Annotated in this window: 17 protein-coding genes; 12 read left to right on the forward strand and 5 right to left on the reverse strand. The window is 74.8% G+C overall.

Annotated elements, in window-relative coordinates; genetic code table 11:
* Nucleotides 1-282 precede the first annotated feature (282 nt).
* From QSK00_RS05085 to QSK00_RS05100, 4 genes are all read left to right on the forward strand, one after another.
* Entirely contained in the window at nucleotides 283-930 is a 648-nt protein-coding gene (locus QSK00_RS05085; RefSeq protein ID WP_285588240.1) for a hypothetical protein, read from the forward strand.
* A complete protein-coding gene (locus QSK00_RS05090; protein ID WP_285588242.1) occupies nucleotides 927-3014 on the forward strand; it encodes an Rv1355c family protein in 2088 nt (695 codons plus the stop codon). Before QSK00_RS05085 ends, QSK00_RS05090 begins: the two co-directional genes overlap by 4 nt.
* Nucleotides 3015-3042: 28 nt before the next feature.
* Nucleotides 3043-4911, forward strand: a complete 1869-nt coding sequence (locus QSK00_RS05095) for a putative bifunctional diguanylate cyclase/phosphodiesterase (RefSeq protein WP_285588244.1) — start codon at nucleotides 3043-3045, stop codon at nucleotides 4909-4911.
* Between the two features lie 274 nt (nucleotides 4912-5185).
* Nucleotides 5186-7096: a S9 family peptidase gene (locus QSK00_RS05100; protein ID WP_285588246.1), complete on the forward strand. Its 1911-nt coding sequence runs from the start codon at nucleotides 5186-5188 to the stop codon at nucleotides 7094-7096.
* Between the two features lie 29 nt (nucleotides 7097-7125).
* On the opposite strand, the gene QSK00_RS05105 is transcribed toward QSK00_RS05100, so the two are convergent.
* The 3 genes from QSK00_RS05105 to QSK00_RS05115 all read right to left on the reverse strand — a co-directional run bounded on the left by QSK00_RS05105 (nucleotide 7126) and on the right by QSK00_RS05115 (nucleotide 11793).
* Nucleotides 7126-8031 carry a type IV toxin-antitoxin system AbiEi family antitoxin domain-containing protein gene (locus QSK00_RS05105; protein WP_285588248.1) on the reverse strand — a complete coding sequence of 302 codons (906 nt, stop codon included), beginning with the start codon at nucleotides 8029-8031 and terminating at the stop codon, nucleotides 7126-7128.
* Between the two features lie 106 nt (nucleotides 8032-8137).
* Nucleotides 8138-9682: a helix-turn-helix transcriptional regulator gene (locus tag QSK00_RS05110; RefSeq protein WP_285588250.1), complete on the reverse strand. Its 1545-nt coding sequence runs from the start codon at nucleotides 9680-9682 to the stop codon at nucleotides 8138-8140.
* Nucleotides 9679-11793, reverse strand: a complete 2115-nt coding sequence (locus QSK00_RS05115; protein ID WP_285589495.1) for an Hsp70 family protein — start codon at nucleotides 11791-11793, stop codon at nucleotides 9679-9681. Before QSK00_RS05115 ends, QSK00_RS05110 begins: the two co-directional genes overlap by 4 nt.
* Nucleotides 11794-12123: 330 nt before the next feature.
* Here QSK00_RS05115 and QSK00_RS05120 point away from each other — a divergent pair, with 330 nt between their 5' ends.
* The 3 genes from QSK00_RS05120 (at nucleotide 12124) to QSK00_RS05130 (ending at nucleotide 16573) form a co-directional block, all read left to right on the forward strand.
* On the forward strand, nucleotides 12124-13065 hold the full coding sequence (locus QSK00_RS05120; RefSeq protein WP_285588252.1) for an IniB N-terminal domain-containing protein: 942 nt from the start codon (nucleotides 12124-12126) through the stop codon (nucleotides 13063-13065).
* Nucleotides 13066-13205: 140 nt separating this feature from the next.
* A complete protein-coding gene (locus QSK00_RS05125; RefSeq protein WP_285588254.1) occupies nucleotides 13206-15017 on the forward strand; it encodes a dynamin family protein in 1812 nt (603 codons plus the stop codon).
* Entirely contained in the window at nucleotides 15014-16573 is a 1560-nt protein-coding gene (locus QSK00_RS05130) for a dynamin family protein (RefSeq protein ID WP_285588256.1), read from the forward strand. The genes QSK00_RS05125 and QSK00_RS05130 overlap by 4 nt, the downstream gene beginning before the upstream one ends.
* Nucleotides 16574-16618: 45 nt before the next feature.
* Here QSK00_RS05130 and QSK00_RS05135 read toward each other — a convergent pair whose 3' ends face one another.
* Nucleotides 16619-17473 carry an EamA family transporter gene (locus QSK00_RS05135; protein ID WP_285588258.1) on the reverse strand — a complete coding sequence of 285 codons (855 nt, stop codon included), beginning with the start codon at nucleotides 17471-17473 and terminating at the stop codon, nucleotides 16619-16621.
* A 70-nt stretch (nucleotides 17474-17543) separates the two neighbouring features.
* Here QSK00_RS05135 and QSK00_RS05140 point away from each other — a divergent pair, with 70 nt between their 5' ends.
* Both QSK00_RS05140 and QSK00_RS05145 read left to right on the forward strand, forming a co-directional pair.
* Nucleotides 17544-18380, forward strand: coding sequence for a LysR family transcriptional regulator (locus QSK00_RS05140; protein ID WP_285588261.1), 837 nt, complete (start codon nucleotides 17544-17546; stop codon nucleotides 18378-18380).
* A gap of 49 nt (nucleotides 18381-18429) precedes the next feature.
* Nucleotides 18430-19011, forward strand: a complete 582-nt coding sequence (locus tag QSK00_RS05145) for an HAD family hydrolase (protein ID WP_285588262.1) — start codon at nucleotides 18430-18432, stop codon at nucleotides 19009-19011.
* Here the strand turns inward: QSK00_RS05145 and QSK00_RS05150 are convergent.
* On the reverse strand, nucleotides 18998-19924 hold the full coding sequence (locus QSK00_RS05150) for an SDR family oxidoreductase (RefSeq protein ID WP_285588264.1): 927 nt from the start codon (nucleotides 19922-19924) through the stop codon (nucleotides 18998-19000). The genes QSK00_RS05145 and QSK00_RS05150 overlap by 14 nt on opposite strands.
* 102 nt (nucleotides 19925-20026) lie before the next feature.
* On the opposite strand from QSK00_RS05150, the gene QSK00_RS05155 reads away from it, so the two are divergent.
* From QSK00_RS05155 to QSK00_RS05165, 3 genes are all read left to right on the forward strand, one after another.
* Complete coding sequence (locus QSK00_RS05155; protein ID WP_285588266.1) at nucleotides 20027-20539, forward strand: putative immunity protein; 513 nt, start codon at nucleotides 20027-20029, stop codon at nucleotides 20537-20539.
* Between the two features lie 101 nt (nucleotides 20540-20640).
* Nucleotides 20641-21330 carry a class I SAM-dependent DNA methyltransferase gene (locus QSK00_RS05160; RefSeq protein WP_285588270.1) on the forward strand — a complete coding sequence of 230 codons (690 nt, stop codon included), beginning with the start codon at nucleotides 20641-20643 and terminating at the stop codon, nucleotides 21328-21330.
* 9 nt (nucleotides 21331-21339) lie between these two features.
* Complete coding sequence (locus QSK00_RS05165; protein WP_285588272.1) at nucleotides 21340-22173, forward strand: helix-turn-helix transcriptional regulator; 834 nt, start codon at nucleotides 21340-21342, stop codon at nucleotides 22171-22173.
* Nucleotides 22174-22371 lie beyond the last annotated feature (198 nt).

Below are 22371 nucleotides of genomic sequence, written 5' to 3' on the forward strand. Positions count from 1 at the left end.
GTCCGCACGGACCCGGGGGTACGCCACGGAGGGCGGGTGTGACGTGGCGCCGGGCCTCCGTGACGTCGCCGACGGTGTGGCGTTCCCGTCACCGGACGCCCCCGTGACGCTCTCCTGCCACGGTTCGTAGCCGATGTTGCGGTCCGTGGTGAACGGGGCCAAACCAAGGTCACCTGATCGAGTGGACCGGCGGGCGACCTCACGCAAAGACACCACGAACGGCGGTGCAGGGGCGAGATCCGAAGTCGGACGATCTTTTGCGTACCACGTTCGGGAGGTCGGATGTCTGCGGGGATCGTGTGCGACGAGCGGGTCGAGTCGGCGGTTCCGTCGTCGAGGCCGGACCTGCACGTCGTCGTCGCCACACCGGGTGAGGACCCCTGGGCCTGGCGTTGCTACCGGGAGGGGCTCCGGGAGGCGTACGAGTACTACGGCGTCGGCGCGGCCCAGAATCTCGACGAGTCGCGGACGGCGCTGTTCATCACCGTCTTCACCGCGGCAGGGCACGCCGTCGGCGGTGCGCGGTTCCTCGGCCCGCACCGCGAGGCCGCCCAGATCGACACGCTCGCCCTCTGGCGCGACGAACCGGCGGCGTGGGCGGCCCTGACTCCCTACGCCCTCGACGGCGTCGTCGACCTCGAGGGTGCGTGGGTTCGCCGGGGCGTCCCCGAGCGCGCGGCGGTGGTCGCGGCGGTGCGACGGATGCCCCTCGACGGAGCGGCCATGCTCGGCGTCCGCTGGTGTGTGGCGGCCGCCGCGGAGCACAGCCTTCCGCTGTGGCTCGCGAGCGGGTGCGAGATCCTGGACGTGCCCTCCGTGCCCTATCCCGACGAGCGCTACGCCACCCGGCTCGTGGTCTGGGACGGCGATCGGGGCCTGGTCCCCGCGCCCCGGACCGCGGCCGACGACGCGACGGAGGTCCGGCCGTGAGCGACATCAGAGCAGTGGTCCTCGGCGACGACGAGGCGGGCGAGTTCCTGGCGGACCCCACGGTGGTGGTCCAGGACCGCCGCGAATCCCAGCTGGCCGACCTGGGGGACCTGCGCCGCGACCTGCCGCAGGACCGGTCGACGCGCTGGGTCTACTACCCCTGGCGTCGCACCCTCGTCGGCCTGCTCGGCCCGGAGTCGTTCCGCCGGCTCCGGCTCGACCGCAACCGCAACAAGATCACGGGGGACGAGCAGCGCCGGTTCGACGGACTCACCGTCGCGGTCGCAGGACTCTCCGTCGGCCACTCCATCGCGCACACGCTGGTGCAGGAAGGGCTCTGCGGCCGCATCCGGCTGGCCGACTTCGACGTGATCGAGGTGTCCAACCTCAACCGGATCCCGGCGACGGTCCTCGACATCGGACTCAACAAGGCGGTGGTGGCGGCCCGTCGGCTCGCCGAACTCGACCCGTACCTCGAGGTCGAGGCCCACGAGGACGGGGTCCAGCCCGCGGACGTCGACGCCTTCCTCGACGGGGTCGACGTCCTCATCGAGGAGGCGGACTCCCTCGACGTCAAGGTCCTCCTCCGTGAGCAGGCCCGCGCCCGCGGTATCCCCGTCCTGATGGCGACCAGCGACCGCGGGCTGGTGGACGTCGAGCGGTTCGACCTCGAGCCCGACCGACCGTTGTTCCACGGCCTGGCCGGTGACCTCGACTCGGCCTCGTTGCGCGGTCTCACCACCCGGGACAAGGCGCCGCACGTGGCTCGCATCATCGGCGCCGCCGATCTGTCCGCGCGCTTCGCCGCGTCGATGGTCGAGGTGGACACCTCCCTGTCGACCTGGCCGCAACTCGCGAGCGACGTCGTGCTCGGTGCGGCCACCGTGGCCGCGGCGGTGCGCCGGTTCGGCCTGGGACAGCCGCTCCCGTCCGGCCGGTGCCGCATCGACCTCGACGACCACCTCGCCGAGCTGTCCCTCCCCGAGGAGCCGACCGGGCCGTCGGTGCCCGCTCCACGGACCTCGTCGGAGGCGCCGGCCGACGACGACCGAGCGGCGATCCTCGAGGCGATCGGTCGCGCCCCGTCAGGCGGCAACGTCCAGCCCTGGCGGACCGAGACGACCGCGGACGAGGTGCGCCTCTTCCTCGACCGGACCCGGACGACGACGATGGACGTCGAGTTCCGCGGCAGCCTCGTGGCTCTCGGCGCGGCCCTGTTCAACGCCCGGGTGGTTGCCGCGCAGCGGGCACGTCTCGGTACGGCGGAGATCGCGATCTCCGAAGCGGCGGGCCCGGACGACCTCGTCGCTCGACTGCGGCTCGGGACCGGGACCGACGAACGGCTGCAGCGTCTCGACGTGCTCGCCCGCGGCACCAACCGGGGGCGCGGGGACGCACGGCCGCTCACCACCTACCAGCGGTACGCCCTGACCGAGTCCGCTCTCGCCGAGGGCGGCCGATGTCACCTCGTCGAGCGAGGACCGTTGCTCGACCACCTCGGAGAGCTGCTCGCCCGCGCCGACCGGGTCCGCTACCTGACCGAGACGCTCCACCGGGAGATGTTCGCGGAGCTCGTGATGTCGGGCGGGCCCCGCGCGGAGGGGATCGACGTCGCGTCCCTCGCGCTGGACGAGGCGGACCTCGCCAAGCTGACCACCGCCGGACGGCCCGAGGTGATGGCGCTGCTCGCGGACTGGGACGCCGGCGCCGCGCTCGGCGACGACACCCGGGAACGGGTCGCCTCGAGTTCCGGGCTCGCGGTGGTGGCGGTCGAGGGGCGAGGAGCGGCAGACTTCGTCCGCGGGGGGCAGGCGGTCGAGTCGGTGTGGGTCACCGCGGAGTCGCTGGGGCTCGCGGTCCACCCGGTGTCGCCGGTGTTCCTCTACGGCATCGACGACGCGGGGCGTGCAGAGCTCTCCCCGCGGTACGCGGACGAGCTGGCGGTCCTGCAGGGGGGCTTTCGTGACGTGGTCGGACTGGTGGACGGGGAGTCGATCGCCCTCGTGCTGCGGCTCAGCCACACCGGGGCAGCACCCGTGCGCAGTCTGCGACGACCGATCACTGAGTGGCACCGCACTGCCTGAATGGCCCAGCATCCGTTACGCTCTGTGCGTGAGCGATCCCGAGTGCGATCAACCGGGAAACCTCGATGAGCTCGTGACCTCGGTGGCCACCTCGCTCATGGGGGTGGACTCGGCTGGTCTGCGGCCTGCCGCGGAGCAGGTGCTGCGCTCGCTCGTGCAGTATTTCCAGGTCGATCTCAGCTTCCTGCGCTTCCACACCGCCCGTCGGACGACCACTCTGATGGCCGAGTGGCCGCCCCGGGAGAACATCCCCGACCCCGATCCACTCGGGGTCGTCGAGTTCGCCACCGCCGACCCGGTGTTCGCCGCCAACGAGCACCTCAGCGACATCATGATCGTGCGGCCGGTGGGCAGCGACGACTACCAGAAGCGGGTGCAACAGGCCGCCGGCGTGCAGTCCACGTCCTTGGCGATGGTGCCCCTACGCCAGGACGGCCGGACGACGGGCGGCCTCGGCTTCATCAAGTACGGCGACCGCGGCTGGGACGACGACGAGCTCCGGGCGCTGAAGACCATCGCGCTGCTGTTCGCGCAGATGCAGGGCCGGATGGCCGCCGAGGAGCGGCTGCGCCACATCGCCCACCACGACGAGCTCACCGGTCTGCCGAACCGGCGCGCGCTCATGGAGCACCTCACCGGCGTGCTGGAGGACGCCGAACCGGGCACCCGGGCGCTGCTGTTCATCGACGTCGACCGGCTCAAGGCGATGAACGACTTCCTCGGCCACGAGGCCGGGGACCGGTTCATCGTGGAGATCGCCGAGCGCCTCCGCGCGGCCGTCGACCCCGCCGACGTCGTCGCCCGATTGGGTGGAGATGAACTCGTGGTCTCCGTCGCCGGGACGTGCTCGGAGGCGCGCGCCGTGGCCCTCGCCGAACGCATCCAGCGGGCGATCGCCGAACCCATCCAGCTCGGCGGGCAGTCCCTCGGGCGCACCGTCAGCGTGGGCATCGCGGTGATGGAGCCGGCGTCGGTCTCGCTCGCGCAGTGGCTGCGGTCGGCCGACCACGCGGTGCTCGTGGCCAAGAAGCGCGGCGGCAACAACGTCGTGGTGTTCACCGCGGAGATGGAGAAGCGCGAGCAGGTGCGCGTCGCGGTGGAGATGAACCTGCTGACCGCGATCCGCGACGGCTCCCTGACGGTGGCGTACCAGCCGATCGTCGACCTCCGCACCCGCATCCCCGTCGGCGTCGAGACCCTCGTGCGGTGGAACCACCCGACGCTCGGCCCCGTCGCCCCGGAGCTGTTCGTGGGCGTCGCCGAGGCCACCAACCTCGCGGGGGAGCTGGGCGACTGGGTGCTCGGCGAGGCGTGCAAGCAGTTCGCGACGTGGCGCGCGGAGCTGCCCGCCGGGACGATGGACGGGTTCGCCATCTCGGTGAACATCTCACCGGTCCAGCTGATCGCCATCGACTTCGTCGCCACGGTGGCGAACACCCTCGAGCGCTACGGGCTGTCGGGCCGGGACCTGATCCTCGAGGTCACCGAGCACGCCGTGGTCAGCGACGACGCGGCGGCCCGGAAGACGCTGCACGGCCTGCGGTCGCTCGGCGTCTGCATCGCCATCGACGACTTCGGCACCGGGTACAGCTCGCTCGCCCAGCTCAAGGCGTTCCCGGTGAACACGCTCAAGATCGACCGCGGGTTCGTGCTGGACCTCGGCCACAGCACCGACGACCACGCGATCGTCCGCTCCATCATCAAGCTCGCGGAGTCCTTCGGCCTGGACCTCATCGCGGAGGGCGTGGAGAGCGAGGAGGCCGCGGCCACGCTCGTCGAGCTGGGCTGCCGCGTCGCGCAGGGCTACCTGTTCTCGCGACCGCTCCCGGCCGAGCGGGTCGCGTCCGCCCTCCGGACCCGGACCAGCGGGACGTACTCGCGCGGCGCGGCGTCCTAGTCGGAGGCCGGACTCAGCGCTCGGTGTCGGCGTCGTCCTCGACGGGATCCATCCGCTCCGGGTCGGGCAGCTCGGTGCCGTCCCAGAGGTCGCCGATCAGGTCGCGCAGGTTCCCCAGGAGCAGACTCATGGTGGTCCCCCGATCCACGGTGCTCGTCACGCGGCCGCCCGTTTCGTTTCACGCGTACCCCAGGCCTGTGCACGGTAACCGCTCGACGGTGCGGTCACGGAACCGGACCGATCACGAAAGGGTCTGCGGACTAGCGTGCACGCCGTGACCCCGGTGACCTCGGACCTCGTCGTGACCGCCGCCGTCCGCCTCGACGGGGTGATCCCCGACGGCGACGCCGTGGTGTGGGGGGAGGGTCGGGCCTCGGACGGGGGCCGCGTGCAGCTCGTGCGCCGCACTCCGGAAGGGGTCACGAACGACCTGCTGCCCGCGGGCTCCAACGTCCGCACCGCCGTGCACGAGTACGGCGGCGGCGCGTGGTGGGTGCACGACGGCGTCGTGTTCACCGTCGACTGGGCCGACCAGCGGCTGCGGCGGGTCGTCGACGGCGAGGTCACCCTGCTGACCCCGGAGCCCGCCGTCCCTCGCGGCGACCGCTACGCCGACGGCCACGTCGCCCCCGACGGCACCTGGCTCGTCTGCGTCCGCGAGCACCACCCCTCCGCCGGCGCGCCGGCGACCGAGGTGGTCAACGAGGTCGTGCGGCTGTCGGCGGTGGCGGAGTCCGAACCGGAGGTCCTCGTCAGCGGCCCGGACTTCGTGGCCGCGCCCCGGCTCTCGCGCGACGGGCGGCAGCTGGCCTGGCTGTCGTGGGACCACCCCTCGATGCCGTGGGACGACGTCGTGCTCACGGTGCGCGCGCTCGACTCCGGCGAGGAGACCGTCGTCGCCGGCGGCCCGGGCGAGTCGGTGTCCGAGCCCGCCTGGCACGACGACGGGTCGCTGACCTTCATCTCCGACCGCACCGGCTGGTGGAACCTCTACCGCTACGCCGACGGCGTCGTGCGCCCCCTCGTCGAGCTCGAGGCCGAGATCGGGGAGCCCGGCTGGCAGCTCGGCGGCTCCCGCTACGCGGTTCTCGACGGAGCAACCGAGCACGCCGATAGGGGGTCGCTGGTCTTCGCGCGGTCGTCGGACGGGTTCGACGCGCTCGTGGTGCGGTCTCCGGACGGGGAGCTCACCGAACTCGACACCGGGTTCAGCGCGATCCGCTCCGTGCGGGCCGACGGCGACGGGGTCGTGTGCATCGCCGGCAGCCCGACGGCCGAGCCCGGGGTGCACCGGGTGTCGCTCGCCGGGGAGGTGACCACTCTGCGGCCGCCCCGCGACCTCGGCCTCGACCCGGCGACGATCTCGGTGCCCGAGCCGATGACGTTCCGCTCCGTCGGCCCCGACGGTGCCGCGCGCGACGCGCACGCGCTGTACTACCCGCCGTCGGGAAGCGTCTCCGGCGCGCCGCCGCTGCTGGTCGTGATCCACGGCGGCCCGACCGGCTCCGCGACCCCGGTGCTGGCGGTCGGCCTGCAGTACTGGACGAGCCATGGGTTCGGCGTCGTCGACGTCAACTACGGCGGTTCGACGGGGTACGGCCGCGCCTACCGCGAGCAGCTCAAGGGGGCCTGGGGCATCGTCGACGTGGCCGACTGCCTGGCGGCCGCCCGCGCCCTCGCCGCGTCCGGGCGGGTCGACGCCGACCGGTTGGCCATCCGGGGCGGGTCGGCGGGCGGGTTCACGGTGCTGGCGTCGCTCGCGCGGCCCGACACCCCGTTCGCGGCCGGCGCCGACCACTTCGGCGTCGCGGACCTCGAGGCGCTCGCCCGCGACACGCACAAGTTCGAGTCGCGCTACCTCGACGGGCTGGTGGGCCCCTATCCCGAGGCCCGCGACGTGTACGTCGAGCGCTCGCCGCTCACGCACGTCGACCAGTTCTCGACGCCGCTCATCGTCCTGCAGGGCGACGAGGACGCGATCGTGCCGCCGAACCAGTCGGAGATGATCGTCTCGGCCCTGCGCGACAAGGGCGTGCCGGTGGCGTACCTGCTCTTCGCCGGGGAACAGCACGGCTTCCGGGCGGCCGAGAACATCAAGCGGGCCCTCGACTCCGAGCTCGCCTTCTACGCGCGCCTGTTCGACCTGTCGGTCGACGTCCCGCCGGTGGAGATCGAGAACCTGTAGCGGATCCGACGGCCGGCCGGCCGGATCCGCTACATCTGCACGCTGAGGGCCCGGCACCGGACGTCGATGATCCGGCGCAGCTCGTCGAGGAACTTCTCGGGACGTCGCACGAGGTCCACCCAGGTCACCTCGACGACCACCCAACCGTCCGCGACCAGGGCCCGCTTCCGGGCGCGGTCGCCGACGAAGCGGGTCGGGTCGACGTGGAAGGCCCAGCCGTCGACCTCGAGGGCCAGTTTCAGGGCGAGGAACCCGAGGTCGACCACGGTCTCCCGCCCGTCGGGCAGGGTCACCTCGAGGTTCGGTGTCCAGCCCGTGATGCCGCCCCGTCGCAGCAGCGCGACCGTGCGGCGTTCGGCCGTCGAGGCGGCGCGGTCCGCCGCCTCGTCCAGCATCCGCTGCGCCGTGCCCGAGCCGCGTCGTCCGACGTGCCGCTCCTGCATCGCCGTCAGATCCTCGAGGCTGACCCGCCCCTGCTGCAGGGCCCGGTCGAGGAACGCCTGTCCCTGCGGGCCCAGCGCCACCGCGGTGTCGAGGACGGCGAGCGCGCGGGCCACGACCCACAGGCCCCGGTGCTCGGTCCGGTCCCCGCGCAGGTCGCGGCGGACCATGGCGATGCCGTCCGGTGCGCGCCGCGAGGAGTGCGGTGGGACGACGACCCCGACGGGGTGCGGGGAGTCGAGGTCGAGGCCGAGCCACCACGCGGCGGCCGGCCCGGCCAGGGCGCCGGTGGGGCGGGCCCACTCCGCAGCGACCCGGACCTTGGCCGCGGGGGTCCAGCGCCAGGCGATCGCGAAGTAGACCCCGGGTGCGCGCCGGAGCCACTCGCCGGACGCCACCTTGCGGGCGATCTGGTCGTCGCTGAGACCGACAGCTCGCGCCTGGGCCCGGCTGATCACGCCGTCGTGCGCGGCGAGGAATCGCTGGAGCTTCACACAGGCTCAGACGCAGCTGGGCCCCGTTCGGATCCGGGATCTTCGAGATGTAGCGAATCCGAGGACCGAGCGTCCGAATCCGCTACATCTCGCGTCAGCCCGAGCCTCAGCCTGCGAGAGACGCCCGCAGGTCGGCGAACAGGTCCGTGCGCGACTCCGACCCGAGGCGCTGGCGCATGCCGCGGACGTGGTGCTCGACGGTCTTGGCCGTGATGAAGAGGCGGTCGCCGATCTCGCGGTAGGTCAGGCCCTCGAGGACGAGCTCGGCCACCTCGCGCTCCCGGTCGGACAGGACGCAGGGCCGCGGCGAGGGGGTCACGACGACGGGTGCGTCCGGCTCGGCGGCCTCGGCCGTCGGCGGGAGCACGGTCGGCCCGGCGAGCAGACCGCGGGCGAGGTTCAGCATGGCGGCGAGGACCCGCTTGTCGCTGGTCCGGACGGCGGCCTCCTTCGCGAGGCGCGCACCGTCGTAGGCCATGCCGGCGTCGGACAGCGAGCCCGCGACGGCGGTGACGTCGTCGGCGTCGACGTCCCCGGCGAGGACGCGCAGCCACGTGCGGGCGGCCCGGGAGAGGACCAGGGCCAGGGACCCGGCGTGGGCGGCCACGTCCGCGGCGCCCTCGGCGAGGTGGGCGGCGTGGCGCTGGGCGGCGGGCGGGTCGTCGGCGGCGACGGCCGCGAGGAAGGCGCACCAGTGCCACGGCGCGGCCCAGAGCACGGGTTCGCCGAGGGCGGTCAGCAGCTCGTCGCCGGCCTGCAGGTGCGGGGCGAGCCAGGCCAGCTGGCCGAGGCGGCCCGCCACGACGGCCAGCTCGCCGACCGGGAGCAGCGACCACAGGTCGACCGCGTGCCGCAGCACGGCCTCCCGTGCGCGGGACCAGACGGCGAGCAGCCCGCGGGTGTCTCCGGCGCGCCGGACGAGGCCCGCCTCGAGCGCGACCGCGACCAGCTCGTCCCGGGCGTGGACCGGCTCCGGTCGGGCGTTGGCGGCGTCGAGACCGGCCCGGGCGGTGAGCAGGTCGCCGCCCGCCATGTCCGCCCACGCCCGCAGCAGCAGGTGCCGACGACGGTAGGGCGCCCCGCCGAGGTCGGCGGCGAGCGCGCGGTCGACGAGGGTGCGGGCGAGGTCGGGCTCGCCGCGGTGCAGGGCGACCAGGGCGCCCAGGGCGGCGGGGGAGTCGTCGTGCAGGACCGGGGTCGCGCGGCACTCGAGCATCGCGGCGGCGCGCGTCAGGTCGGACAGCGCCGAGGCCGACCCGGCGGGTCGCACGCTCGCCCGGATCGCCTTCCCGACGAGGCCGTCGGCGCCCGCGCGCAGGGTCGGCGGGAGGGGGCGGCCCGGGTCGGTGGGGGAGGCGGGGAGTTCGCGGCCGGTGCCGACCAGGGCCACCGCCGCGGCCGGGGAGGCACATGCCGGGGCGACCGCGGCGACCCACGCGTGCAGTTCGCCGGCGTCGCCGAGCATCCCGCGGTGGGCGTGGACGCCGGCGAGGACGTGGGCGGCCCGGACGAGCTCGGGCAGCGGCGCGTCGGTGGCCAGCACCTCGTCGGCGCATCGGGCCGCCTCGACCAGCTCTCCGGTGAGGGCGGCCTGCTCGGCCAGGGCGACGAGGTCGGCGGTCATCGGGCGCTCGATCTCGGGGGCGCTCACGCAGGTGTACCGGTCGGGGTGGTGGTCGTGGAGCCGGCGGGAGGCGTCGTGGTGCCACCGGTGCCACCCGTACCTCCGGTCGACCCACCCGTGCCGGCGGTCCCTCCGGTCCCGCCCGTGCCCCCGGTCCCGCCGCCGGTCGACGGTGGCGGAGTGTTGTCCCGGGGCGTGGAAGGAGCTGGGGCCGGAGCGGGTGCAGGGGCAGGCGCCGGGGCCTTCGCCGGTGCGGCGGCGGGCGGCGGCACGACGGCGGGCGCGGCCGCCGGGGGCACGACCGGCGCGGCCGGCTTCACAGCCGCCGGGGTGGCCGCGCGGCTCCTGGTCGCGGCCACCGGCACGGCCGCGCGGCCGGAGTTGTCGGTGGTGCCGCCGGTCCCGAGGGTGTCCGGCGGCAGGGTGCCGGCAGCGTTGGCCGGCGGCGCGGCCGCGGCCGGGGTGGCGGCGTTCGGCGCGGCGGACGCGGCGACGCTCGCCTCGCCGCTGGTGTTCTTCACCATCGGCACCGCGACCGCGACGACGCCGCCCGCGACGAGGACGGCGGCGGCGCCGGCCCCGATGGCGAGGCGGCGTCGGCGGGTGTCGGGCTTGCCGGGCGGGAGCAGCGGGCCGGGGGCGGTGCCGGCGGCCCGTACGGGCGGCAGGGCGCTCGTCGGCATCGGCATCGGCATCGGCATCGGCATCGGGGTGCGGCTCGGCAGACCCGTGCCCAGGGTGTCGGTGACGGCGTCGTCGTCGGCCCGCAGGCGCACGGGGCGCGTGATCGGGTCCTCGGCGTGCACGCGCAGGGCGGCGGCGGGCCCGACGAACTCGGTGCGCGGCTCGGCCTCGGCGTGCGCGAGCAGGGCGGCCGCCGGGCCGACCCACTCGGTGCGGGGCTCCACCGCGGGACGCTCGAAGGGGCCCGAGATCGGGGCACGACCCGGCGTCGGGAACGGACCGGAGACCGCCGGGAAGGCGCCCGACGGCGGCCGGATCACGCCGGACGCGGCCGCTGCCGCCCAGGTGGCGCCGCGGGCGACGACGGTGGTCGGGTCGGGATCGATCGAGACCGGGCGGCCCAACTCGGCGGAGAGCAGGCGCGCGACCAGCGGGATGCGGGAGGAGCCGCCGACGAGCAGGACGCCGTCGAGGTCGGCCGGGCGGACGCGGGCGGAGTCGAGGACCTCGCCGAGGACGTCGATCGTCTGGCGCAGGGCCGGCGCGATCATCTCCTCGAACTCGCCGCGGGTCACGCGCACGCGGGTGGTGACGTTCGGCAGGCGGACGTCGACGACCGCCTCGGTGTCGACCGACAGCGCCTCCTTCGCCGCCACGCAGGCCCGTCGGAGGCCGGCGACCGCGCGGACCGTGGCGGGGTCGGCCGGGTCGAGCGAGGCGACGGCGCCGCCGAGCTCGGAGCAGACGTGCCAGAACAGGGCCTCGTCGAAGTCGATGCCGCCGAGGGCCTCGATGCCCTGGCCGCGGCCGAGGACGGTCAGGCCGACCGGGGCGGCGGGCGAGGCGGGGACGCCGCGCACGACGGCGGCGTCGAAGGTGCCGCCGCCCAGGTCGTAGACGGCGACGGTGCGCCCGACCGGCAGGCGGCCGGCGGCGGCGTGCGCGGAGGCGGCGGCCTCGGGCTCGGTGAGCAGGACGACGTCGTGCAGGCCGACCTCGGCGAGGGCCTCGGTGAACACCCGCCGCCGGTAGGCGCCCCAGCCCGCGGGGTGGGCGACGGCGAGCCGGCGGGGCGCGCAGCCCTGCTGCCCGGCGACCCGGTCGGCGGTCCAGCGGACCATCTCGGCGGCCACGCCGTCGGCGGAGAAGCCCTCGCCGGCGACGACGATCGGGGTGTCGTCCCCGAGGCGGCGCTTGAACTCGCGCACCACGCGCTGCGGGGCCCACGGGGCGCGGGCCTCGGCCTCGCCGCCGACCAGCAGGGACCCGTCGTCGTCGACGAGGAGCACGGAGGGGACCTGGACGGCGCCGCGGTCGAGGCCGACGACGCGCACGTCCGGCGCGGGAGCGAGGTGGACGGCGGCGGCGGTGAAGGTGGTGCCCAGGTCGATACCGAGGTCGTAGGCCACGCGCGTGCCGGGCCCTGCCGTCCCCGCGTGCCGCGGGTCCACCATCGTCACACCCAGCTCCATCCGCCCCGGCCGCCCGGACGGGGCGGCTCCGTGTCGCTGACTCGTGGCCACTATCGACCCGTTCCGAGCCGCCGTTACACGTTCGTAGCTCGATCGTGTGTCGCTGGGCCGAACGGATGCCGGTGCTCCGTCACTCGCCGTGACCCCGGGGCGGCGACCGGGGCACCCGTGCGGAATCCCCTAGGGGGTCGCCCCGGGAACCCGGCGGGAGCCCCGATGGCCGGCGGGCCCCCGAGGACCACTGTTCTCACCACGCCGCCCGGTCCGACCAGGCCACGGGCGCTCCACACACTTCCTCTGGGGGCAGAGACCATGTCCGAGCACAAGACCCTCCTCGAGTTCCTGATGGACCTCCTCAACAACCACGACGCGCTGGCGGACTTCCGCGACGACCCGCACGCCGCGCTGCAGGCCGCCGGCCTCGGCAACGTCTGCGTCGACGACATCAAGGAGCTCCTCCCCGTCGTCCTGGAGAAGGTCGACGCCGAGAAGTGCGCGCAGTACGAGGACGACTGCGACGACGACAAGTGCTGGGACGCCGAGCCCAAGCACCACGACGACCACGAGCACCACCACAAGCACATCGACTGCGACGACGAGGGCCGCCCGGCTCCGCACTGCTCGGAGATCGACAAGGTCGTCACGCACCTCAACTACGTGACGAACAACTACTCGTACGACTCGCACGACACGATCTACAACACCACCAACGTCACCAAGATCTGGGCCGGCGACGGCTCGGACGTGCACGTCAACAACGAGACCAACAACATCGGCTCGCACGGCGTGCAGGTCCAGGGCGACTCGAACGCCCCGATCGTCTCCGGCGACCACAGCTTCGTGGGCGACGGCAACCAGGTCTCCGGCGACGGCTCGACGACCGCCTTCGGTGCCGGCAACGCCACCTCGCTCGACCACGTCGGCACCGGCCAGGGCGGCGTCATCTCCACCGGCTCCGGCACGGTGAACAACTCGAACGCGTTCGGCCACGGCAACCAGGTCGCCGGCGCCAACGGCGTCAACACCGACGCCTCGAACCACGACTCGGGCAACACGTCGCTGCACACCGACTCGCACAACACCGACAACTCCGGGTCGCACAACATCACCGACTCGCAGAACCACGACTCGCACGACACCGACTCGTCGGACTCGAACAACTCGTCGATCGAGTCGCACGAGACCCACAACGCGCTCGTCGACGCCAGCCACGCGTCCCCGGTCCTGGACGCGCTGCACGTCGCCGGCGTCTGAGCAGGTCCACCCATCGGGTGAGCGGTCCCCGGGGACGAGCGGCACGGCGGTCGGAGCGGGCCGCGTAACGTCCCCGGGGTGACGAGGGAGCCGGGACACGGGAGACCGTGTCCCGGCTTTCGCGCGTGTCGGGGAGGGACATGAGCAGGGACCTGGTCGACCTCGTCGAGGTCGCCCGCCGGGCGGCGACGGCCTACGGCCGGCCCGACCTGGAGAAGCGGCTCTCGACCGTGGCCGCGACGGTCGCGGACGACCGGGCGCGCGTGCTCGTCGTCGGCGAGTTCAAGGCGGGCAAGACCGAACTGGTCAACGCGGTCCTCGGGGGACGGGCCCTGCCGACCGACGCGCACCGGGCGACCACGGTCCCCACGGTCTGCGTCCACGGCGCGGAGCGCGCGGTGAAGCTCGCCCGAGCGGTCGAGGGCGGCGAGGAGCAGCAGCAGATCGCGCCCGCCCAGCTCGCCGAGCACGTCACCGAGGCGGGCAACCCCGACAACGCCGCGGGCTGGTCGTACGCCGAGGCCACGCTGCCGGTGGACGTGCTCGAGGGCCTGCGGCTGGTCGACACCCCGGGTGCGGGCGGGCTCGCCTCCCCGGCGTCGGTGTCGACGATGGCCGAGCTCCCCGGTGCCGACGCGGTGCTGCTCGTGTGCGACGGCGGACGCGAGCTGACCGCCCCCGAGCTCGCCCTGGTCCGGACCGCGGTCGCGGTGTGCCCGACCGTCGCGGTCGTGCTCACCCGCACCGACCTGCACCCGCACTGGCGCCGGATCGCCGAGCTCGACCGCGCCCACCTGGACCACGCGCACGACTCGCTGCGGCGGGTCCCCGTGCTCCCCACCTCGGCCGCGCTGGCCCTGCACGACGAGGCGTCGCTGCTGGCCGAGTCGGGCGTGCCGGAGGTGCGGGAGCTGCTGCGCTCCGAGGTCGTCGGCGGCCGCCACGCCCGGCGGACCCGGATGGCCGCGGACGAGGTGCTGGTGGTCTGCGAGCAGCTGGCGGGCCGCTTCCGGGCCGAGCGGGACGCCCTGTCCGACCCGGGCCGCGCGCAGCGGATCAGCGACGAGCTGGAGCGGTCGAAGGTCCGGGTCGTGGCCCTGCGCGACCGTGCCGCCCGGTGGCAGCAGACGCTCAACGACGGCACCCAGGACCTCGTCTCCGACATCGAGTACGACCTGCGCGACCGCCTCCGCACGGTCACCACCGACGCCGAGGCCGCCCTGGACGACACCGACCCCGCGAAGACGTGGGAGCAGTTCTCGCCGTGGCTGCACCAGCAGGTGTCGGCCGCGGTCTCGACGAACGTCGTCTGGGCCGAGGAGCGCACGCGGTGGCTCGCGGAGCGGGTCGCGACCCACTTCGCGGAGGACGGCGCCGGCGTCCTGCCCCCGATCGCGTCGCCGGAGGGGCAGGCCCTGTCGGCCGACCCGGTCGGGCTGCTGGCCGCGCCGGACCACGAGAAGTTCGGCCTCTCGCAGTCGCTGATGATCGGCATGCGCGGCTCCTACGGCGGCGTCCTGATGATCGGCATGCTGACCACCATCGCCGGGATGGCCCTGCTCAACCCGTTCTCGATCGGGGCCGGTCTGCTGCTCGGCTCGAAGACGCTGGTCGACGAGCGCAAGCGCGCCCTGCGCCGTCGGCAGGCCGAGGCCAAGCAGGCGGTCCGCCGACACGTCGACGACGTCATCTTCCAGGCGGGCAAGAACTCCCGCGACATGCTCCGCGAGGTCCAGCGCACGCTGCGCGACCACTTCACGACGACGGCCGAGGAGCTCGAGCGCTCGCTGAACGCCACCTCGCAGGCGGCGAAGGCGGTCGAGGCCGACGGGGCCAAGCGCCAGGCGCGGCTCGCCGACGTCGAGGCGGAGCTGGAGCGGCTCGACGCGCTGGAGAAGCGGGCCCGCCGGATCCGGGAGAGCGTCGGCACCGCCCGGCTGGTCGGCGCGTGAGCGGCGCCGCCGACACGCGCACCCGCCTCACCGACCAGGCCCGGTCCGTCGTCGGGAACGCGCAGCGGCTGTACGGCAGCGGGGCGCCGGACGCGGCGACGGGGTGGGCGCGGGCGGTGCTGGCCGACGCGCGGGCCCGGCTCGACGAGCCGCTGCGCGTGGCGCTCGCGGGAACGCTCAAGGCCGGGAAGTCGACGCTGCTCAACGCCCTGGTGGGGGAGCGGGTGGCGGCGACGGACGCGGGGGAGTGCACCCGCCTGGTCACCTGGTACCGCGACGCGCCGTCGCCGGGTGTGCTCCGCGAGGACGTCGACGGGCGCCGCGGGCCGATCCCGTTCGCGCGCGACGGCGAGGGCCTGCGGATCGACCTGCGCGGCGTCGATCCGGCGCGGGTCGGGCGCCTGCTCGTCGACTGGCCCTCGCGCGGGCTCGCGGAGACGACGCTGGTCGACACCCCGGGGCTGGACTCGATCCGCGAGACCAACTCCCGGCGCACGCTCGCCTTCGTCACCCCCGACGACCGCCCGTCCGGCGCCGACGCCGTCGTCTACCTGATGCGCCACGCCCACCGGAACGACGTCGGGTTCCTCGAGGCCTTCGCCGACCTCGCGCAGGGCGGGGCCGGCGGGTTGGGCGCGGTCGGCGCGTCGGGCACCGTCGTGGTCCTCTCCCGCGCCGACGAGATCGGCGGCGGGGGCCTCGACGCCATCACGACGGCGGGTCGGGTCGCCGAGGCCTACCGCTGCGATCCGGCGCTGCGGCCGCTGTGCCAGACCGTCGTCGCGGTGGACGGGCTGCTCGCCGAGACCGCGCGGACCCTGCGGCAGACGGAGTTCACGGCGTTGCGGGCGCTGGCCCGGGCGCCGCGCGCCGAGGTCGACGCGCTGCTGCTCTCCGCCGACCGGTTCTGCTCGGCCGAGCCGCCCGCCGTCGTCGCGGAGGCCCTCGCCTCCGACCCGGACGGCGTCCGCCTCGACGCGACGACCCGACGTGCGCTCATGGACCGGTTCGGCGTCTACGGCATCCGCACCGCGACGACCGTGCTGCGCCGCGGGGCCCGCACCGGGCGCGGGGTGACCGACTCGGTGTCGCTGGCCGAGGAACTGGTGCGCCGGTCGGGGCTCGAGGAGCTGCGCGAGGTGCTGGCCTCGCGGGTGGTCGGGCGGCGTGACGTGCACAAGGCCCGGTCGGCGCTGCTCGCCGTCGAGATGGTGCTGGCCCGGGTGCCGCGCCCCGACGCCGGGCCGCTCGCCGCCGAGCTGGAACGGGTCCTCACCGGCGCCCACGAGTTCACCGAGCAGCGCCTGCTGGCCGCCCTCCGGCAGGGCCAGGTGACCATGCCGGCCGACACCCAGCCGGAGGCCGAGCGACTGCTGGGCGGCGACGGTCCGGGCCCGGTCGAGCGCCTCGGCGGGGCCGACGACGTCCGGGCGGCGACCCTGGAGGCGCTCGACCGCTGGCGTACGCGGGCGGAGTCGCCGCTGACCTCACGCGCGGCGGCCGAGGTCGCCCGGGCCGTGGTGCGCTCCTGCGAGGGGATGCTGACGCACGGCTGAGGTGGGCTGCGCCCCGGGGAGTACCTCTCCGCGTTCCGGCACGGATCAGGACGCACGGGCGCGGAGCGCACATCCGACCGCCCCCAGCACCAGCGCGGCGCCCACCAGGACGACCGGACGGAACTCCTCGCCGAGCACCAGCACGCCGGTCAGGTAGGCGACGACCGGCACCGCATACGCGTACGTGCCGACCAGCGACACCGACGCGTGCCGCAGCAGCCACGTGAACAGCGCGAACCCGGCGAGCGAGTCGACGACCAGGAGCACGGCCACGGCCACCCACGAGGAGGCGTTCCCGACGACGGGTGTGGCCGGGTCGAGCACCAGGCCGGCGGTCAGCACCAGCGCGCCGCCCGCGACGAGCTGCACCGCCGTCGCCGCGCCGAGCGCCGGGAGGACGACGCTGCGGGCGGCGACGAGCGTCCCGGCCGCCCACAGCACGCTCGACGCCACGATCACCAGCGCCCACGGGGTCCAGCCCGGTCCGCCCGCCTCGGCCAGCACGATCACGGTCACCCCGGCGAGCCCGATCGGCAGGCCCAGCAGCTCCCGCCGCGACGGCCGGTCGCCGGTGAGGGCGCGGAGGACGACGAGCCACAGCGGGATCGACGCCGCGAGCAACGCCGCCGTCGATGCGGGCACATGGACCACGGCGAGTGCCGCGCTGCCCTGCGCGCCGAGCAGACAGCCGCCGACCAGCGCGGCCCGCCGCAGTGCGAGCGGCCCGGTCCGCCGCAGGTCCCGGGCGTGCACGACCGACAGGACCAGACCCGCCGTCAGGAAGACCGCGCCGGAGGTGGTGAGCGGCGGGAGGGTCGCGACCACGACCCGCATCGCGGGGAAGGACGAGCCCCAGCAGAGCCAGAGACAGACGAGGGCGAGCAGGACGCGGGCGGACATGACGACAGGAGAAGTCCGGGAGCCCCATGAGTCCAACGACTTCTCCTCCTACCCGGCATGATGTGCGCTCATGGACGTCGCGCTGGCCCAGCTGGACGCCGTGCTCGCGCTCGCCGAGCACGGCAGCTTCACCCGGGCGGCCGCGGCGCTGGGGCGGACGCAGTCGGCGGTCAGCCGGTCGGTCGCGACCCTGGAGCGGCGCCTGGGGGCGCCGGTCGCGCACCGAGGGCCGGTCGTGACGCTCACCGCGACCGGCCGGGAGGTCGCCGAGCACGCCCGCGCGGTGCGGGAGCACCTCGACGCGGTGGCGGGGCTCGCGCGGCGCGCCGAGCGGGCCGACCTGCGGATGGGGGCGGTGCACTCGGCGACCGTGCGGCTGGTGCCGGCGGTGGTGCGGCGGGTGCCCGGCCGGGTGTGGGTCGTGCAGGGCGACGACGACGAGCTGGCGGCCTGGTTCGCGGCCGGGACGGTCGACCTGGCGGTCTCGACGTGGGGCCCGGAGGAGTTCGCCACGGCCGACGTGCACCTCGCGCGCGAGGACGCGTTCCTCGCGGTGCTGCCGGCACGCCATCCGCTGGTGGGGCGGGGGCCGGTCGGGTTGCGGGCGCTGGTCGAGGCGGGGGTCGCCGACCCCGGGGGGACCTGCGGGCCGCAGTTGGCGGACGGCTACGTCGCGCACGGCGAGTCGTGGGTGCCCGCGCACGTGGTGCGCGACGTCGGGACCGTCCTGGCGATGGCGGCGGCCGGGATCACCGTCGGCGTGCTCCCGGCGTTGGCGTTGCCGGACCCGCTGCCCGCGGGTGTGGTCGTCCTGCCGCTGGACCCGCCGTTGGGCCGGACCGTGCACGTCCACGTGCGGTCGGTGCCGGGCGCGGCGGACCTGGCGGAGCTGTTGGCGTCGGTCTGACCCCCGCTCCGACCGGCCGCGCGAGCGGCACCCGGTTACCGTCGGCGGAGTGATCGTTCTCGACCTCGGTGGCGTCCTCGTCGCGTCGGACCAGGTGATGACCGCCGTCGCGGACCGGCTCGGGGTGCCCCGGCCGGCGCTCGAGGCGGTCTACTACGGGCCGCCCCGGCAGGCGTTCGACCTCGGCGGTGCCGACCTGGACTACTGGACCGCCGTGGGGGACGAGCTCGGCGTGTCCGTGACCCCGGAGGACGCCGCCGAGCTGACGGTGATCGATGCGCGCAAGTGGGCGGACCTGACGCCGGGCTCCGCGGAGTTCCTCGCCGCGCTCGCCGGGCGTCGCACCGCGGTGCTCTCGAATGCCCCGGCCCATCTGGCCCGCACCGTGCGGGACGCCGGGTGGTCGCGGGGCTTCGAGACGTTGGTGTTCTCGGCTGAGATCGGCCTGGTGAAGCCGGATCCCGCGATCTACGCCGCGGCCGACGAGGCCTACGGGACGGCGCCGGGAGAGTGCGTCTTCTTCGACGACCGCCCCCGCAACGTCGAGGCGGCCCGCGAGCACGGCTGGGAGGCCCACGTGTGGGAGGGGCCGGCGGCGGCGCTGGACCGCCTCGGCGTCAGGACGGGGTGAGGCGACCGACCAGCTCCTCGGACACCTGCCAGACGCGCGCCGCCTCGGCGTCGTCGCGCAGCGGCTTGTAGAGCGCCTGCTCGGCGGGTCCGCCGCCGACGTGTCCGGGGCCGGACGGTCCGTAGAGGTGACCGCCGCGGGCGTCGGGGGAGGTCGCGGCGAGCAGCGCGGGCAGGGCGGCGGACTCGGGCGTCCCGGTGAGACCGATCCGGGACAGGAGGCCGATCACGGCCCGACCGCGTGCCGGGCGCGCCCGGCCGAGCTCGCTGCGCGCGTTGAGCAGGTTGGTCGGCGCGACCCCGGGGTGGGACAGCAGGCTGGTGATGCCCCAGCCGTTCGCCCGGCTGCGCCGCTCCAGCTCGAGGCCGTAGAGCCCGAACGCGACCTTCGACTGGCGGTAGGCGGCCATGCCGTCGTAGGAGCGCTCCCACTGCAGGTCGTCCCAGTGGATCGGCCCGCGGGCCGCGGCCACGCTGATCTGGTGCACAACGCGGGCGCGCCCGGCCTGGAGCAGCGGCATCAGTCCCGCGACCAGCGCGACGTGCCCGAGGTGGTTGGTGCCGAACTGCAGCTCGAACCCGTCGGCCGTGACCTGCCGGTCGGGCGGGGTCATGACGCCCGCGTTGTTGATCAGTAGGTGGATCGGCCGGCCCTCGCGGCGCAGGGTGTCGCCGAGAGCGCGCACCGAGGTGAGCGAGGACAGGTCGAGGTCGCGCGGGGCCACCCTGGCCGCCGGGGCCTGGCTGCGGATGGCGGCGAGCGCGGCCTCCCCCTTGCGCGTGTTGCGGACGGGCAGCAGGACCTCGGCGCCGGCGACCGCGAGCCTCGTCGCCAGGTGGAGGCCGACACCGTCGCTGCCGCCGGTGACGACGGCGAGGCGGCCGGTGAGGTCGGGGACGGTGATCTCCCGCATGGTGTCTCCTTCGGTGGGCTGGCACCGAGACTGCTGTGCTTCGCGGCGGCTCACCACGGCCCGCTCATCAGGGGATCGGCGGTCCGCCCCTACGGTCGGCGCGTGGAGCTGACCCTCGACGAGCTGCGCGCGGTGGCGACCTTCGCGGCCGCGTGCGCCCGCCCGGTCCTCCCGCTGTTCGAGGCGAGCTTTCCCGATGACGGGCGCCCGCGGCTCGCGATCGCGGCTGCGGCGGCGTTCGCAGAGGGCGGTCCCCGGACGAAGGCCATGCGCGACGGGGCCTGGGGTGCGCAGCGGGCGGCGAGCGGAGCCTGCGACGCCGGCTCGCCGGTGGCCGAGCAGGCCGCACGTTCCGCCCTGGCGGCGGCCGGGGCGGGATATCTGCACCCGTTGCCCGACGCGGCTCAGGTCCGGCACGTCCTCGGCGCTGCGGCACACGCGCTGCGGGCCCGGGAGCTGGCCGGTGATCCTGCGCCGGTGGCGGCGACGGCGGACCTGGCCGGACCTGTCGTCAGGACGGTGCTGCAGCGGTACCCGGCCGCGCCGGCCGGCGGGGGACGGATCGGTGAGCTGATGCGGGCGCTGGACGCCGCGGTGCGCGACGTGGGCAGTTGATCATGCCGAGCGCGACAGGGCTCTGATGTCAGCGGTGGCACACGGCGCACGCTGAGCGTCAGCAGGTCGCCACGGTGGAGCTGGCACTACCCTCCGCGGGCGTGCGGCAGCCCGACGACCTCGACACCGTCCGCGCGTCCTACGACCGCGTGGCCGACGCCTACGTCGAGATGGTGGAGTCGACGGGGCTCGGCGACATCCGGACGCACCCCTGGCTGGAGGCGGCGGTCGACGCGTTCGCGACGTCGGTGGCCGGGCTCGGCCCGGTGCTCGACGTCGGGTGCGGGCCCGGGCTGGTGACGGCGTACCTGGCCGAGCGGGGCCTCGACGTGAGGGGTGTGGACCTCTCGCCACGGATGATCGCCCACGCCCGGCGGCGGTACCCGACGTGCTCGTTCGACGTGGCGTCCGCGACGGAGCTGGACCTGGCCGACGCGTCGTACGGCGGTCTGCTGGGCTGGTGGTCGCTGTTCAACCTGCCCCGCGACGCGCTGCCGGAGGTCCTCGCGGCGTTCGCGCGGGCGCTCGTGCCGGGTGGGCGGCTGCTTGTCGCGACGCACGTCGGCGACGAGGACCGGGTCCGCACTGAGGTGTACGGCCACGCCGTCACCTGGACCACGTACCAGTGGCGGCCCGAGCAGCTCGCGAACCTGATCGAGGGCGCGGGCCTCACGACCGTGGCCGAACTCCGACTTCCGGCCGAGCCGCCGATCGGGCCGACGGTGGTGATGTGCGCGCAGCGCACAGGGTGGGATCGGCAGGGCGTGGCTGGCGACGGACCGGAGCGGTAGGCAGGAACCGTGATCGATCGGACGGGGCTGGCGGAGTTCCTGCGACGCCGTCGGGAGTCGTTGCAGCCCGAGGACGTCGGGCTCCCGCGCGGCGCACGGCGGCGGACCAGCGGGCTGCGCCGCGAGGAGGTCGCCGCGCTCTGCCACATGTCGACCGACTACTACTCGCGGCTCGAACGGGAGCGCGGCCCGCAGCCGTCCGAGCAGATGGCGGCCTCGATCGCGCAGGGGCTGCACCTCTCGCTCGACGAGCGCGACCACCTGTACCGGCTGGTGGGGCACGTACCGCCGAGCCGCGGCGGGTCGGGCGACCACATCGGTCCGGGCCTCCTGCGGGTGCTGGACCGCCTCACCGACACCCCGGCCGAGATCACCACCGAGCTCGGCGAGACGTTGCGCCAGACCCCGCTCGGGGTCGCGCTCACGGGCGACCTCACGAGATTCCGCGGCCCCGCCCGCAGCATGGGCTACCGGTGGTTCACCGACCCGGCGAGCCGGGAACGGTACGTCCCCGAGGACCACGACCACCTGTCGCGCATGTTCACCTCGGGGCTGCGGCAGATCGTCGGACAGCGGGGTCGGGACTCCGCCGCCGGCCGGCTCGCCGACGACCTGCTCGACCGCAGCGCGGAGTTCCGGACGCTCTGGGAGCAGCACGAGGTCGGGGTCCGACCCCGGGAGCCGAAGCGGTTCCTGCACCCCGAGGTCGGGGTCCTCGAGCTGAACTGCCAGCACCTGCTCGACCCGGACCAGTCGCACCGCCTGCTCGTCTACACCGCCGTCCCGGGCAGCGAGAGCCACGAGAAGCTCCAGCTGCTCGGGGTCATCGGGGCGACGGTGTAGGAGGCCTCAGACCGACTCGGTCGCGGATGGGGCGACCGTGCGCTCTGGCTCCTTGGTCGAGAACAGCATGAAGCACCGAGTACCTGCTGCCCGGACTCGTGGGAGAGGGGCTCAAGCGCGGGCTGCCGCTGTCGCGGATCGCGGAGCTGACCTCGACCGCCCCGGCGCAGCGTTTCGGCCTGGGCGCCACCAAGGGCG

Source organism: Actinomycetospora sp. NBRC 106378 (assembly GCF_030269685.1).
Lineage (GTDB): Bacteria > Actinomycetota > Actinomycetes > Mycobacteriales > Pseudonocardiaceae > Actinomycetospora.

Coding starts and splice junctions, on each gene's coding strand:
- QSK00_RS05085 (WP_285588240.1), top strand. CDS start 283: ATGTCTGCGGGGATCGTGTGCGACGAGCGGGTCGAGTCGGCGGTTCCG.
- QSK00_RS05115 (WP_285589495.1), bottom strand. CDS start 11,793: ATGGTGGACCCGCGGCACGCGGGGACGGCAGGGCCCGGCACGCGCGTG.
- QSK00_RS05120 (WP_285588252.1), top strand. CDS start 12,124: ATGTCCGAGCACAAGACCCTCCTCGAGTTCCTGATGGACCTCCTCAAC.
- QSK00_RS05125 (WP_285588254.1), top strand. CDS start 13,206: ATGAGCAGGGACCTGGTCGACCTCGTCGAGGTCGCCCGCCGGGCGGCG.
- QSK00_RS05135 (WP_285588258.1), bottom strand. CDS start 17,473: ATGTCCGCCCGCGTCCTGCTCGCCCTCGTCTGTCTCTGGCTCTGCTGG.
- QSK00_RS05140 (WP_285588261.1), top strand. CDS start 17,544: ATGGACGTCGCGCTGGCCCAGCTGGACGCCGTGCTCGCGCTCGCCGAG.
- QSK00_RS05150 (WP_285588264.1), bottom strand. CDS start 19,924: ATGCGGGAGATCACCGTCCCCGACCTCACCGGCCGCCTCGCCGTCGTC.